The organism is Peribacillus deserti, from assembly GCF_002863585.1.
Taxonomy (GTDB): domain Bacteria; phylum Bacillota; class Bacilli; order Bacillales; family DSM-1321; genus Paraperibacillus; species Paraperibacillus deserti_A.
Genome location: NZ_PGUY01000014.1, coordinates 26,350 through 41,178, shown reverse-complemented (window position 1 = coordinate 41,178; position 14,829 = coordinate 26,350). Strand labels below are relative to the sequence as shown.

General features: G+C 43.1%; 11 protein-coding genes and 1 other RNA gene. 1 reads left to right on the top strand and 11 read right to left on the bottom strand.

The genetic code is table 11. The features are described 5' to 3' along the window. Positions 1 to 211: 211 nt before the first annotated feature. The 9 genes from alaS to cymR form a co-directional block, all read right to left on the bottom strand. Positions 212 to 2,845 carry an alanine--tRNA ligase gene (gene alaS, locus CUU66_RS04920; RefSeq protein ID WP_101640561.1) on the bottom strand — a complete coding sequence of 878 codons (2,634 nt, stop codon included), beginning with the start codon at positions 2,843 to 2,845 and terminating at the stop codon, positions 212 to 214. A gap of 369 nt (positions 2,846 to 3,214) precedes the next feature. Then, positions 3,215 to 4,213, bottom strand: coding sequence for an AI-2E family transporter (locus tag CUU66_RS04915; RefSeq protein WP_101640667.1), 999 nt, complete (start codon positions 4,211 to 4,213; stop codon positions 3,215 to 3,217). 1,040 nt (positions 4,214 to 5,253) lie between these two features. Then, entirely contained in the window at positions 5,254 to 5,448 is a 195-nt protein-coding gene (locus CUU66_RS04910; RefSeq protein ID WP_101640666.1) for a hypothetical protein, read from the bottom strand. Positions 5,449 to 5,468: 20 nt separating this feature from the next. Beyond that, a complete protein-coding gene (locus CUU66_RS04905; RefSeq protein WP_374702973.1) occupies positions 5,469 to 5,906 on the bottom strand; it encodes a PRC-barrel domain-containing protein in 438 nt (145 codons plus the stop codon). Between the two features lie 79 nt (positions 5,907 to 5,985). Then, the gene (gene recD2, locus CUU66_RS04900; RefSeq protein WP_101640559.1) at positions 5,986 to 8,400 is read right to left on the bottom strand and encodes an SF1B family DNA helicase RecD2; all 2,415 of its coding nucleotides are present in this window, start codon (positions 8,398 to 8,400) and stop codon (positions 5,986 to 5,988) included. Positions 8,401 to 8,430: 30 nt separating this feature from the next. After that, a complete protein-coding gene (locus tag CUU66_RS04895; RefSeq protein WP_257967903.1) occupies positions 8,431 to 9,126 on the bottom strand; it encodes a tetratricopeptide repeat protein in 696 nt (231 codons plus the stop codon). Positions 9,127 to 9,256: 130 nt separating this feature from the next. Next, positions 9,257 to 10,372 carry a tRNA 2-thiouridine(34) synthase MnmA gene (gene mnmA / locus CUU66_RS04890; protein ID WP_101640557.1) on the bottom strand — a complete coding sequence of 372 codons (1,116 nt, stop codon included), beginning with the start codon at positions 10,370 to 10,372 and terminating at the stop codon, positions 9,257 to 9,259. 12 nt (positions 10,373 to 10,384) lie between these two features. Continuing rightward, positions 10,385 to 11,539 (bottom strand): cysteine desulfurase family protein, encoded by a 1,155-nt coding sequence (locus CUU66_RS04885; protein WP_101640556.1) that lies wholly within the window; start codon positions 11,537 to 11,539, stop codon positions 10,385 to 10,387. Between the two features lie 31 nt (positions 11,540 to 11,570). Next, entirely contained in the window at positions 11,571 to 11,990 is a 420-nt protein-coding gene (gene cymR, locus CUU66_RS04880; protein ID WP_101640555.1) for a cysteine metabolism transcriptional regulator CymR, read from the bottom strand. A gap of 224 nt (positions 11,991 to 12,214) precedes the next feature. On the opposite strand from cymR, the gene CUU66_RS04875 reads away from it, so the two are divergent. Further along, positions 12,215 to 13,504, top strand: coding sequence for a replication-associated recombination protein A (locus CUU66_RS04875; protein WP_101640554.1), 1,290 nt, complete (start codon positions 12,215 to 12,217; stop codon positions 13,502 to 13,504). Positions 13,505 to 13,552: 48 nt separating this feature from the next. Here the strand turns inward: CUU66_RS04875 and CUU66_RS04870 are convergent, their stop codons facing one another. Both CUU66_RS04870 and ssrS read right to left on the bottom strand, forming a co-directional pair. Further along, complete coding sequence (locus CUU66_RS04870) at positions 13,553 to 14,329, bottom strand: tRNA threonylcarbamoyladenosine dehydratase (RefSeq protein WP_101640553.1); 777 nt, start codon at positions 14,327 to 14,329, stop codon at positions 13,553 to 13,555. Between the two features lie 300 nt (positions 14,330 to 14,629). Beyond that, positions 14,630 to 14,816, bottom strand: a non-coding RNA gene (gene ssrS, locus CUU66_RS04865) — 6S RNA. Positions 14,817 to 14,829 lie beyond the last annotated feature (13 nt).

The window sequence follows — 14,829 nt, the reverse complement described above, 5'->3', positions numbered from 1 at the left end:
TCGCACCCCTTTTTTGAATTGTGATGACCGTCGGATTTCTTCGTCAGCCTCACTTACCTGTATCCTCATATCAAGTCTGAGGTACCTGAAAGACAAGAGCCTTAAAAATCCCCGGTCCGCCACAATTGCAGTTTTATATTTACATATTCAATTGCTGCTTGTTATTTCCCTGCTTGGGCTGCTTAAAAGATGAACAGATTCATCTAGATTCTTATATAGATTTTACCCATTCCTCAACATAACTAAGCGCAGAATCCAGCTTGTCCGGATCTTTTCCGCCTGCCTGGGCCATATCTGGACGGCCTCCGCCGCCTCCGCCGCAGCGTGCAGCAACTTCTTTGATTAATTTTCCAGCATGGTATCCCTTTTCCATTAAATCATTTGTTACACCAGCAATCAAGTTTACCTTCTCGCCTTGAACGGATCCCAGTAGAATTACAGCTGAGCCAAGCTTCTGTTTTAAGTCGTCTGCCATAGAGCGGAGATTGTTCATATCCTGAGCTTGAACCTTGGCTGCTAGAACAGGAACACCATCAATCTGTTTTACTTGATTAACAAGATTCCCTGCTTCAATATTGCTCAGTTTAGCAGTAAGAGATTCGTTTTCTCTTTGGAGCTCTTTCATTTCAGCTAATACCGATTCAATTCTTACCGGCAGTTCTCTAGGATTAGCTTTTAATTTAGCAGCTGCATCCTGAAGGATGTTAATCTGCTCTTTCAGCTGTCCGTACGCAGCTGCGCCCGTGACAGCTTCAATACGTCTAGTCCCTGCTCCGATGCCGCTTTCGGAAACAATTTTAAACAGTCCGATTACGGATGTATTTGGAACATGGCATCCCCCGCAAAGCTCGAGGCTGTACTTTCCAACTTGAACGACCCTTACGATGTCGCCATACTTTTCGCCGAAAAGAGCCATAGCTCCCATTTCTTTAGCTTCGTTCAGGTTTTTGTAATCAATTTGTACAGCTAAGCTGTCCCAGATCTTTTGATTAACGATTTCTTCAATTTTTTCAAGTTCGTCTGGTTTAACCTGTCCAAAATGGGAAAAGTCAAAGCGCAGGCGGTCGTTCTGCACAAGCGATCCAGCCTGATTAACATGCACTCCGAGAACGTCCTTCAGTGCTTGGTGAAGGAGATGTGTAGCAGTATGGTTCTTCGTGATCTCTGTGCGATTAGCAGCGTCAACAACTGCATGGACACTTGTTCCTTTTTTAAGGATTCCAGATTCAACGATCACTCTATGAATGTTTTGGCCGTTTGGTGCTTTTTGGACATCTTTAACGGATAGCTTTACATCAGTGCCGGTAATGATTCCTATATCTGCGATCTGGCCGCCGCTTTCTGCATAGAAAGGAGTTTCTGTTAAGACAACTTGGATTTCCTCTCCAGCTCCTGCCTCTTCAGCCAATTGACCATTCTTTACAATTGCTTCCACTGTTCCATCGGCTTCAAGATGATCATAGCCGACAAATTTACTTTCTGCTGTTATATCTCCAAGCACTCCGCCCTGAACCTGCATGGAGCCGACATCCTGTCGGGCAGCACGGGCACGCTCACGCTGTGCCTCCATAGCCTGCTCGAATCCTTCGTGGTCAACCTTCATTCCTTCTTCTTCTGCATATTCCTCAGTAAGCTCTACAGGGAAACCATACGTATCATATAAGCGGAACACGTCTTCCCCAGGAATAGTACTGCTGTTTTTCTCTTTTTCTTTTTTGATGACCTCTGCAAGAATGTGAAGGCCGTCATTCAGTGTTTCATGGAAGCGCTCTTCTTCATTTTTCACAACGGTTTCAATGAATTCTTGCTTTGTTTTTACTTCTGGATAGAAATCTTTCATGATTTCTCCAACAACAGAAACCAATTCAAACATGAATGGACGGTTGATACTGATCTTTTTAGCATGTCTTACTGCTCTTCTAAGCAGCCTGCGGAGAACATAACCGCGCCCTTCATTAGAAGGCAGTGCTCCATCGCCTACCGCGAACGATACAGTACGGATGTGGTCGGCAATCACCTTAAAAGCCATGTCTGCTTCTTTACCTGAACCATATTTCACACCAGAGATTTCTTCCGTAGCCTTGATGATTGGCATAAATAAATCAGTGTCAAAGTTAGTCGGAACTTCCTGCACAACGCATGCCATTCTTTCAAGTCCCATTCCGGTATCAATATTCTTTTTAGGAAGCGGTGTATAGCTTCCATCAGGATTATGGTTGAATTGGGAAAACACCAAGTTCCAAACCTCTAAATAACGTTCATTTTCGCCGCCAGGGAATAACTCGGGGTCGTTAGGATCGTCGCCATATTCCGGACCGCGGTCATAAAAGATTTCAGTATTTGGACCGCTTGGGCCTTCCCCGATATCCCAGAAGTTCTCTTCCAAGCGGATGATCCTTTCTGTAGGGATACCAATTTTCTCATTCCATAGCTTGAACGCTTCATCATCCTCAGGATGAATGGTTACAGACAGCTTTTCTTTAGGGAAATTGATCCACTTATCATCGGTCAAAAATTCCCATGCCCAAGTAATGGCTTCCTCTTTAAAGTAATCACCGATTGAGAAATTCCCAAGCATTTCAAAGAACGTATGATGGCGGGCCGTTTTGCCCACATTCTCGATATCATTAGTCCTGATTGATTTTTGAGCGTTTGTAATTCTTGGGTTCTGAGGAATTACACGGCCATCAAAATATTTCTTGAGTGTAGCAACCCCTGAATTAATCCAAAGCAGGGAAGGATCGTCATGCGGAACAAGCGATGCACTTGGTTCGATGCTGTGTCCTTTCTCCTGAAAGAAGTCTAAATACATTTGGCGGATTTGAGCTCCGGTCAGCTTCTTCATCTTTATTTCCTCCTTTTATATAAAAACCTTTTTTAGACACAAAAAAACCCTCATCCCTTGACAGGGACGAGAGTTAACTCGCGGTACCACCCTGATTATGAATGCCGATATGCAGGCATTCATCACCTCATCAATAACCTTAACGCGGCAAACGGCAGGAATTAGCTGCACTTAGGAGTAGCATTCTGTTAACCTTCATTTAGAATCTCTTTCAGCCTCGGGGATTCCTCTCTTATGTGCGGACAGCACTCAAATGGTCTTTAACATACTCGATCCATCATAGATTTCTTTTATTTTCGATTTCCTTAATTATTCATGATTATATTAATATGAAAAGTATTTGTCAATGCTTTGTCCTCTCGCGTTCTTTCATTTTCGCTCGGAGTCTGGCATTCCTATGGTCCTACTCTTAGCAAAATGCTCCTTTGCGTGAATTACGGCTACCTTAAGGACAGCTAACACTGGTACTGCGACTATTAATCCCGGGATCCCCCCTATTTCGCCGCCAAGAAGAAGGGCCGCCATTATGACCAGAGGATGCATAGCAAGACTTTTTCCTACAATCAATGGAGAAAGGACATTTCCTTCTAAAAATTGAAGTCCGAACACAATGACAGCCACGGTCGCCACCATCTTCATTGAAGTCGTTGCGGCAATAAGCATGGCGGGCAAGGCACCGAATATCGGTCCAAAGTAAGGGATGATATTAGTGATACCGATGATCACACCAAAAAGAAGAGGATACTTCATCCCAATGAACCAGAAAATCACGGAAGAAAGCCCGCCGATAGCGGCACACACAATAAACTGCCCTCTAATGTAACTGCCTAAGGAATTATCAACATCCTTTAGGAATGATACTCCGTTATGCCGCCATTTTTTCGGGGTGAAATACCAGACCATTCTCTTGATTCCATCTATATCCTTCAGAAAGTAAAAAGCTACGAAGGGAATAAGTGCAATTAATAAAACAAAGTCCAGCATGCCCATGATTCCGTCCATGACCATATCAAACAGGCTGTCCAGCTTCTGTTCCAGGAATATAATTCCTTCCTCCAGCCGCTGATGCAATCCAAATGGCCAAGACACGGTTTGTTTATGCATGCTGCTGAACCATTCCCGGTATTGTTCGGCAACCGCCGGGGCACTTTCTGAAAGCTCCCTGATCTGCCCGATAATAGCGGGTACTCCTTTATATATGGCATATCCTGTTCCACCGAAGAAAATCAGGTAGATTATGAAAATCGATAAGCCTCTATGCAAGCCCTGACTGTGAAGTTTCTCCACTACAGGATGCAGTAAATAGGCGATAAATCCCCCAATAATAAAAGGCAGCGACACGGCAATGAGTATCCGGAATATAGGCATCCATAACGGCCGCAATATAAAAAACACACATACAGAACGATAAACAGCAACAGTAAAAAGCCCAGACGGTAATACCACTTAAGCTGAATATTCAATTCCCGTCCTCCTTTTTCCATATGGTTTGTCTTTCTGCATAAATCCATACGGAAAAGCTTATGAGGTGGTATATACCTTACGTTTTTTTGAGGAATGATCTTATTATGATTTTCAGTGTTTATAGGATTCTGCCAGGGGTTAAGCGTTTATATTTTAGGCTGTTTTCGCAAACTTTGTTGTTATTGAACATGGGGGTTGATTGGAACGTGAGGATGCTCGCTTGCCGCGGGGCGGGCGCCCGAGCCTCCTCGGCTTCGACTGTGGGGTCTGACCTGATCGAAAAGCGGAGGATGGTGCTTTTCAAGAAAAGATCCATCCAACAACAACCTTTTAGATAAGAGCCAAGTTTTAAGAGGGTCTTTGTACATCTAAGAAAGGATTTCCTATTTTAAGTGCCCCTTTTTGAATTTAAGTGCGTCTTTTCGAATTTTAGTGCGAATTTTCGAATTTAAGTGCGAATTTTCTATTTTAAGTGCGTCTCTTCAAATTTAAGAGCGGATTTGCAATTTTAAGTGCGTCTATTCGAATTTAAGAGCGGATTTGCAATTTTAAGTGCGTCTTTTCGAATTTAAGAGCGGATTTGCAATTTTAAGTGCGTCTTTCGAATTTAAGAGCGGAACTGCAATTTTCAGAGCTGATTTCCTATTTTAAGTGCATTTTTTGGAATTTAAGTTGGGATTTCCAATTTTAAGTGCGGTTTTCCAATTTTAAGTGCGTTTTAGAATTTAAGTGCTCATTTCCAATTTTAAGTGCGTTTTTCAAAATTTAAGAGCGGATTTGCAATTTTAAGGGGATTTTTACGGATTTAAGGAGGATTTTCTTTACTAGGGGGACTTGCCGAGCAGCTCAGTGGTCTACTCAGCAAAAGAACCCTCGAAAATCCAGTTCCGTCTAACAAAAAACCCGAACCAAGTTTTGATTCGGGCAAAGCCTTGTATTCCATTCTAAAATTCACCGCTGATACGCCGGTTATCTTCTTCAAACAAGTCATCAAGGGAGCTTAACGATCCGTCCTCCTCCACTTGATGAGTAAAAATCATTCCTTTTGAAACTGATAATTCGATAAAGCAATTCCAGCAGTAGAATTGATTGACTCCTATTTTCCCTATATCTTTGCTTGAACAATTTGGGCACTTCATCTGCAAAGTCAGACACCTCACTAATCATTTACATTTATAATGATGGCATCTTTCCCTATCGCAGCAGGCAGGGTGGTGCGGGCTATATGCTTTCCTTCAGTTATGTCTGAAAAGAAGCCATCCGAAAATTCGTACCCTACGATTGTGCCCAAATCCTCTGTGAAATATACATCTTTTACAATCCCAAGATCCTCTCCCTTTGCAGTTAACAGCCTTTTTCCATCCACATTCTGGTGATAGGAAATCGGCTTGCTGGTATCAGGGGAAGGTGATTCAGCTATATTTTTGACCAAAATACCATCAGGCCCGCAAGTGAAAATTTGCTTCACCCCAATGGTTTTTGGTTTCTTAAATAAATGCTTCTTGCTTACAACCACTTCGTTAATCTGACCATTTCGTGAAATCATCAGGTCACAAACCTCACCGATTTTCTCACCCTGTTCTGTGTAAACTGGCAGGTTTTTCAGGACAGAAAATGTTCGCAGGAGGATACACCACCCTTCTTAGGAAGCAATCCTTACATGAACATTCTTATTATTATTCTTCTGCCAGGAAATCATAAGGTGAAACGTTTTCCATGCCAATCATGGGATTCGTACTCATTAATTTGGCAGTAAAGACTCTTTCCTCTGAGTCTAAGCTCTGCTCTCCGCTTTTAACATTTTCAGCTGTTAATGTTGATTGAACTCGATCACACAAAGTGGTTTTTCGCTCCAGCTCATTATTTCTTTCAACACCAAGCCGAAGTGCTTCTTCTTCCCCGCAGAGTATGAGGAATTTTTTGCTTCTGGTGATTCCGGTATAGATTAAGTTTCTTCGGAGCATCCTGTAATAGCTTTTTACCACAGGCATTATGACGATTGGAAATTCACTTCCCTGTGATTTATGGATGGAACAGCAATAAGCGAGCGTAATTTGGGATAGGTCATTTTTGGTATAGGTAATTTCCAGGCCATCGAACGAAATAATCACCATATCCTGTTTCTCGGTATTTTCCTTAGCATAGATTATAGACACAACCTGGCCGATATCACCGTTATAAACGCCGCTTTCCGGCTGATTCACGAGCTGAAGAACCTTATCGCCGACTCTGTATATGACGTCCCCAAATGAGAGCTCTCTTTTCTTCCCATCCTGGTTTGGATTAAAAATCCCCTGAATCAAGACATTCAGTCTGTCAATTCCTGCTGGCCCGCGGTACATGGGCGCAAGTACCTGTATATCTTTTGAGGAGTAGCCTTTTTTCTTGGCATTCTCGACAACCTTTTGCACCACTTCGGCAATCTGGGCGGTACTGCATGGAAAAAAGGAACGGTCAGGCTGCTGTCTGCGGATATCTGCAGGCACCTTGCCCTGCTTAATCTCATGAGCCAGGCCTATGATGGAGGAGCCATCTTCCTGCCGGTAAATATGCTGAAGCTGAACAGTCGGAATCCGCTTCGAACGCAGCAGATCTTTGAGCACCTGTCCCGGACCCACTGAAGGCAGCTGGTCTTCATCTCCCACCATGATCACTTGAATCTGCTCTGGAAGCGCTTTGAACAGCTGATTGGCGAGCCAGGTATCCACCATCGACATTTCATCGACGATCAAAATTTTACCTGCAATAGGATGATCTTCATTGTGGGAAAAGTCTCCACTGCCATTCCATCCGAGAAGCCTGTGGATCGTTACAGCGGGGAGTCCGGTGGATTCTGTCATCCTCTTGGCTGCCCTTCCTGTTGGTGCAGCCAGAACGAATGGAAATGGGTCGTCCTTCTTGTAATCCTTTGGGTCAAGTGAAACACCATGGAGCTCAGAAAATAACTCTACAATCCCTTTTATTACTGTGGTTTTCCCGGTTCCCGGTCCTCCAGTCAGAATGAGCATAGGCGACAGCAAGGCTGTTTGTATGGCCTCTTTTTGGGCAGGAGCATACTCAACACCCAGTCTTTCTTCAAGGCTGCCTAAGGACAGTAAAAATTCGGACTCAGGGAATTGTTCAGCATATTCTGTCTGCATCAGTATTTTTTCAATTTTAGACGCAAGCCCTTTTTCCGAAAAAAATAACGAAGGCGTATACACCCGATCATCTTCTACCATAATTTTGCCTTCTTCGCCCAGCTTAATGACCTCAATTGAGATATCATTATAGTCGATTACATCACGCTTATTTTCTTCGAGCAGTGCTTTTACACTTTTCAGGAGCTGCTCAGTTTCAAGAAACACATGCCCTTCCTGGAGGCAGTCCTGTTCAAGCGTATAAAGACAGGCAGCTTTAATCCGGTCTTGATGATTGCCGGCAATTCCAACCTGGAAACCTAATTCATCCGCTCTTCCGAAACCGATCCCCTCGATATCCTCTACAAGCTGGTAGGGATTTTTTTGGATAATGGTCAGTGTTTCCTGCTTATAGACCTGGTAGATCCTCATGGACAGCTGGGGTCCGAATCCAAGCTGATTCAGGGTAATCATGACTTTTTCAAGACCTTGATGCTCCATTAAATTGTCATAGAGGTCTTTAGCTTTTTCAGGGTTAAGCTTAGGAATCGAATCTAAAAGGGATGGTGTTTCAAGTATCCGGGAAATGGCGTTTTCACCTAGGGAATCCACGATGCTTTCTGCGGTTTTCTTACCGATTCCCTTAAACAGCTCAGATGATAAGTAGTTGATGATCCCATCTCTTGTATGAGGAATGTCCTTTCTGAAATGCTCAACATGGAACTGCTGTCCAAATTTAGGATGATCCTTCATCTGGCCGAAAAAGATATAGGTTTCATGCTCATGAATTCGAGGGAAATATCCAGTCACAACAGCTTCTTTTTCTTCATAGTTCAGATTCGTATCATCCAATCGGATTCTTACAACCGAGTACAGGTTTTGTTCATTATGAAAGATCGTAACCAGATGGCGGCCTTTCATATATTTTTTGTCCTCATCAGTGAAAAGTTTTAGTGAATCTTGCTGAAGCATACATTCCCCTCCCTTCATGATTATAAAATGTTATTGCTGCCCTTCTTCTTCTAGAATAGCTTCCATCTGCTTTCTTCCGTGTGCTGCAAGCATATGGTCCGGCTGTACTTCTAGCGCCTTAATCATCTGTTCCAGAGCTAGAGGTACATTGTCTGTCAGAGCATAGGCAACTCCTAAATTGTAGTAGGCATCCCCATGTTCGGGATCTGCTTCTAAAACCAGTTTCAATTCCTTAATTACCTCTTCGTAAAGCTCAGCGTGGGCTAAACAAAGAGCGTACTGGAATCTCGCTTCGGCATCCCCAGGATTCAATTCTACACTTCTTTGCAGGTAAGGCATCGCAAGCTTTGGCTGGTCCAGCTGCATCAGTGTCAATCCGAGCATAAAATAGGCGTCCGCATTGTCAAGGCCTGTCTTAACCGCCTTTTCATACATATCTTTTGCTTCCATAAATTTTTCTTGTTCAAATAATAGATTTCCCAGCGAATAATAAGCAGCTGAAGCATTGGTGTCTATTTCAAGAGCTTTTTTAAAAAAACTGGCTGCTTTGTCATTTTCGCCGACAGCGGTCAGTACGTTTCCAAAGTTGATATACCCGACAGGATCTTTCGGACTTTCTTCGATTACTTCCGAAAAAAGTTTTACTGCCTCTTCATACTTTCCTTCTTGCATATATTGAATGCCTTGCATGTTTTTGTCCACTGTTTTCACTCTCCAATATTCTATAAAAAGAAGTATAACATATTTAATAAAAGCCCTGCTTCAGAGCTTTACGGGCATTTGGATAACGGCTGATCCAAAATGTCCGATGACATATGAAAATAAAACGGGCAGACCTAAAAAGGCCTGCCTGATTTTATCCAACGTAAGTTAATCTTTCGCTGCCTTTATATACTTCATCGATGGTGCCTCCGCCCAAACACTCGTCGCCATTATAAAAAACAACTGCCTGGCCGGGAGTAACGGCACGGATGGGTTTGTCAAATATCACTTCTGCCGAATTGTCTCCGGTTAAGCGGACCGTTACTTCATTATCTTCCTGCCGATATCTAAATTTAGCTGTACAGGTGAATTCCTGCGGTTTTTCTTTAGCAGAAACCCAGCTGACATTTACCGCAGAGATAGAAGTGGAGTAAAGGCTGTCATGATCAAAACCTTGCTCTACGTAAAGAATGTTATCAGCTAAATTTTTGCCTACAGCAAACCAAGGTTCACCGCTTCCGCCGATTCCAAGCCCATGGCGCTGGCCGATGGTATAATACATCAACCCGTCATGTCCGCCTTTTTCTTCACCGCTTAACGTCTGCATCACACCCGGCTGTGCAGGAAGATAGTTTCCGAGGAACTCTTTGAAGTTTCTTTCGCCGATAAAACAAATTCCTGTTGAATCTTTCTTCGCGGCTGTTGCCAGGCCTGCTTCCTTAGCGATTTCACGTACCCTTGGCTTATCGATGCCGCCAAGCGGGAACATCACTTTTTCAAGCTGTTCCTGTGTCAGCTGATTTAGGAAATACGTTTGGTCCTTGTTCTCGTCGATTCCCCTGAGCATTTTATACTCACCGTCCTGGAATTGGACCTGAGCATAGTGGCCAGTTGCAAGGTAATCCGCACCAAGATTAACGGCATGTTCAAGAAACGCTTTAAACTTAATTTCTTTATTGCACATTACATCGGGATTTGGCGTTCTTCCTGCTTTATATTCATCGAGGAAGTAAGTGAACACTTTGTCCCAATATTGCTTTTCAAAGTTAACGGCATAATAAGGAATCCCGATTTGGTTGCACACACGAATTACATCATTGTAATCCTCCGTTGCCGTACAAACGCCGTTCTCGTCTGTATCATCCCAGTTTTTCATGAAAATGCCGACTACATCGTAGCCTTGCTGCTTTAACAATAATGCAGCTACAGAAGAGTCCACTCCCCCTGACATACCCACAACAACCCGGGTATCTTTAGGTGATTTATTCATGCTTTCACCCCTTTATGAAATTACCTTAGCGGTAAGTTTTTTAATGATTTTAGCTGTCTCTCTGGCAGCTCTTTCTATTTCTTCATCTGTATTAGTGAATCCAAAACTAAAACGGATGGAATTTTTTGGCCTGTCCGACTCTTTTCCAAACATTGCCACCAAAACATGCGAAGGGTCAATTGAGCCAGCTGTGCAGGCAGAACCGCTCGATACGGCAACTCCCGCTAAATCAAGATTAACCAGCATAGCTTCAACCTGAGTGCCTTCAAAACTAATATTTAATACATGTGGAAGAGCATACTCCTCTGAACCGTTAATTGCAAATTTCACGTCTTCTTCATCAAGAATTTGGCTCAGGGTTCTTTTAAAGTCCTCATATTTTTTCCTTTTTTCTTCAGCAGTGCTTTGTGAAATTCTGACCGCTTCTGCAAATGCGGCAATGCCCGGGACATTCTCAGTACCGGCGCGCCTTTTTCTTTCCTGCTCGCCCCCAAATGAATATGGGGCCAATTTTATTCCGTCTTTTGCATATAAAAAGCCGATCCCTTTTGGCCCATTTATTTTATGTGCAGAGACGGACAACAGGTCTATATCCATTTCCTTTACATCTATCTTTTCCATGCCATATGCCTGTACAGCATCCGTATGAAAAGCCGCCTGATGGTCTTTTAAAAGACCTGCTATTTCTTTAATCGGCTGTATCGTTCCCACTTCATTATTTCCGTACATAATGGTGACAAGGATCGTATCATCTCTTAGTTCCCTCTGAAAATCCTCTATAGCAATCCTGCCATCACTGTTTACTGGCAGGTATGTGACTTCATAGCCCTGTTTTTCAAGACTTTGGCAGCTATGTAAAACAGCGTGATGCTCAATCACTGTGCTGATAATATGCCGCCCTTTATGACTGTTTGCCTGAACAATGCCCATGATGGCAAGATTATCGGCTTCCGTACCGCCGCTGGTAAAAATGATTTCATTTTCTGTAGCGTTAATGCTTCTTGCCACAGCGGCCCTTGATTCATCTAAAATGTGCCTGGCTTCACGGCCAAATGAATGAATGCTTGAAGGGTTGCCGAATGTATTCTTCATAGCCTGTGCATATTTTTCTATAACGTCAGGATGCATAGGTGATGTTGCTGCATGATCCAGATAAATTTTTTCCAAAACAAGCGCCCTCCTCAGGGGTTAAAACAATTTAAATGTAGAACATATAAGAATCTGTATTTCCGTCATCCGAATAATTGGCAAGGTCCTGCAGCGTAGTATTATCTAATACATTTTTTACTGCATCGCGGATTCTTATCCATAATTCCCGCTTAGCCGGTTCTTCATCCTCAATACCTTCAACAGGGCTGATCGGGCCTTCTAGAACGCGGATAATATCTCCAGACGTAATTTGTTCGGGCTCTCTCCCAAGCAGGTAGCCTCCATAAGCACCACGGATGCTTTTCACAAGACCTGCATTCCTCAATGGGGCAATCAGCTGTTCAAGATAATGCTCTGATAAATCATGTGTCTGAGCGATTGCCTTTAAAGACGTCGGCCCTTCACCATGCTTCCGTGCAAGCTCAATCATGATGGTGAGCCCATAACGGCCTTTTGTCGATATTTTCATACCCTACACCTCTATTAAAAAAAGTTATATTTTCTACTACTAGTTAGTCGTTAAGTAACTGATTTTATTCGATATTACTATTCTCTCCCGGAAATGCTTTTGAAATTATAACACATTCAACAATTCAATGCATTTTAAGTTTACCATATTCTATGTTAAAGTAAGGAAAACAACTAAGTCTAATCGGTTTTCTATCTGACAATACATTTTCCGGAGAGATTTCAATGAGTATAAAGCCTTTGGCGTTTCGTATGCGCCCAACACATATAGACGAAATAATTGGCCAGGACCACCTGGTGGGTGAAGGAAAGATAATCAGGAGAATGGTAAAGGCAAAACAGCTTTCTTCTATGATCCTATATGGTCCTCCGGGCATAGGGAAAACATCCATTGCCAGTGCAATTGCCGGCAGTACAAAGTTTGCTTTCCGCAGCTTAAATGCGGTAACCAATAATAAAAAAGATATGGAGATTGTAGCTCAGGAAGCAAAAATGTCCGGAAAAGTCATTTTGCTCCTTGATGAAGTCCATCGCCTCGATAAAGCTAAACAGGACTTTCTCCTTCCTTTTCTTGAAAATGGGATGATCACTCTCATCGGTGCGACCACGAGCAACCCCTACCATGCGATCAATCCGGCCATAAGAAGCCGATGCCAGATATTTGAATTGAAACCGCTGGAGCCTGAGGATATCGTAACGGCCTTAAAAAGAGCAGCTGATGATCCAGACCGGGGACTTGGCGGCCTGAAATTGGACATCGCTGAGGAAGCATACCTTCACCTCGCATCGGCTGTCAATGGCGATGTACGAAGTGCTTTAAATGCGCTCGAACTTGCAGCAAGGTCAACTGAACCGGATCAAGACGGCGTCATTTCCATCGATGTGCACACAGCTGAAGAATGCATCCAAAAAAAGAGCTTTTCCCATGATAAGAACGGAGATGCGCATTATGATGTTCTTTCCGCCCTTCAGAAGTCGGTCCGGGGCAGTGATGTCAATGCTGCCATGCATTATTTGGGCAGACTGATAGAAGCAGGGGATCTCGTGAGCATCAGCCGCAGACTTGTTGTCATGGCCTATGAAGACATCGGCCTTGCAAATCCGCAGGCAGGCCCGCGGACTCTTGCAGCCGTTGAAGCTGCAGAAAGGCTCGGTTTTCCAGAGGCAAGGATCCCGCTCGCAAGTGCAGTTGTAGAATTGTGTTTATCTCCCAAATCCAATTCAGCTTATATGGCTTTGGATGCCGCACTTGCAGATATACGAAGCGGGAATTATGGTGATATACCTGATCATTTGAAGGATGCCCATTATAAGGGCGCTAAAGACCTGGGAAGAGGAATTGGCTATCTTTATCCGCATGATTATGAGAGTGGATGGGTTAAGCAGCAGTATCTTCCTGGAAAACTTTCAGGAAAGAAATATTATAAACCGAAAAAAACAGGAAAATTCGAGCAGGCACTCGCAGCCGTTTATGAAAAAATAGAAGGTTCAGGCAGTATTCCAAAAGGGAAATAAGCCTGAACCTTTTTTTATTTTATTGCACTGTTTAGCCATGGCTAATTGTTACCGTTTTGATTTTTCTTCATTCACTCTTTGAATATGAATATCCTTCACAATGTCACGAATGACCCAGCTTGCCGCAATCAATCCTGCTACTGATGGGACAAATGCATTTGATGAAGGAGGCATTTTCGCCTTTCTGATCGGCGCCTGGTCGTTCCCTACCTCTTTACGAACCTCTTCGCGGATTACAATGGGACTTTCATCTGAGAAAATCACGGGAATTCCCTTTCTGATTCCCTCTTTTTTCAATCTGGTGCGGATGACTTTTGCGATAGGATCGGTATGAGTTTTGAAAATATCTGCAATCTGGAACCTTGTTGGATCCATTTTGTTGGCAGCACCCATACTGGAAATGATTTTAATATTTCTCTTCAGACACTCTTTTATTAAGTGAATTTTATAAGATATGGTATCTGAAGCATCTACTACATAATCCAAGCCATAGCTGAAGAATTCTTCATATGTTTCTTCTGTATAAAACATTTTTAAAGAAATAACTTCACATTCGGGATTGATATCTTTGATTCTTTCCTTCATTAAATCTGCCTTAAATTTCCCTATCGTTGATAAAAAGGCAATATTCTGCCTGTTTATATTCGTGATGTCCACGTCATCCTTATCGACGAGGATTAATCTGCCTACCCCCGACCGTGCAAGCGCTTCAGCAGCAAACGATCCTACTCCACCGATTCCAAGCACGGCAGCTGTTGTATTTTTTAATGTCTTCAGTCCCTCTTTGCCGATCGCCAGCTCATTCCGGGAAAATTGATGAAGCATTTGTCTCACTCCAATTATTATGATCTTTTCTTTGTAAGCCTGTTAAATTTGCTTGTTGATTGCATCGTCCGCGGGCATCCCGGGAGCTTCCTTTGACAGGAGAGTACTGCTGGGTCTCCCTTGGCCCCTGATTCCGCATATTCCCGCGTACCCGTCTATCCCATAGGACGAAAACCAACAATGAATTTTAACATAGCATTTCTTCTAGTAAAATATATCATATCTATTTAATTACACAAAAAACAGCATAAAAAAACCTGTGTACATATGACACAGGTATTATCTGATTATGTAAGGTGCAAGAGCCCCAATTGTGCCGTCAGTGCCATAGTTTTGAACCCGCTCTCAGCAGGTGGGTGCCCTGTTCTAGACATTTGTAAGTCCTCTTCAAGGAAAGGCATGTACGCAGCCATAGAAACTCGTGCTCCCGAAACTATAAGTGTTCGGTCAAAACGTATAGAGGTTTTAACGAACACATCAGGACTCTTGCTTATTGATGT

What these genes read in the sequence shown, in the direction of transcription:
- CUU66_RS04910 (WP_101640666.1), bottom strand. Translation starts at nt 5,448, where the DNA reads ATGAAGTGCCCAAATTGTTCAAGCAAAGATATAGGGAAAATAGGAGTC.
- recD2 (WP_101640559.1), bottom strand. Translation starts at nt 8,400, where the DNA reads ATGCTTCAGCAAGATTCACTAAAACTTTTCACTGATGAGGACAAAAAA.
- CUU66_RS04870 (WP_101640553.1), bottom strand. Translation starts at nt 14,329, where the DNA reads ATGCTTCATCAATTTTCCCGGAATGAGCTGGCGATCGGCAAAGAGGGA.
- CUU66_RS04915 (WP_101640667.1), bottom strand. Translation starts at nt 4,213, where the DNA reads ATGCCTATATTCCGGATACTCATTGCCGTGTCGCTGCCTTTTATTATT.
- alaS (WP_101640561.1), bottom strand. Translation starts at nt 2,845, where the DNA reads ATGAAGAAGCTGACCGGAGCTCAAATCCGCCAAATGTATTTAGACTTC.
- mnmA (WP_101640557.1), bottom strand. Translation starts at nt 10,372, where the DNA reads ATGAATAAATCACCTAAAGATACCCGGGTTGTTGTGGGTATGTCAGGG.
- cymR (WP_101640555.1), bottom strand. Translation starts at nt 11,990, where the DNA reads ATGAAAATATCGACAAAAGGCCGTTATGGGCTCACCATCATGATTGAG.
- CUU66_RS04875 (WP_101640554.1), top strand. Translation starts at nt 12,215, where the DNA reads ATGAGTATAAAGCCTTTGGCGTTTCGTATGCGCCCAACACATATAGAC.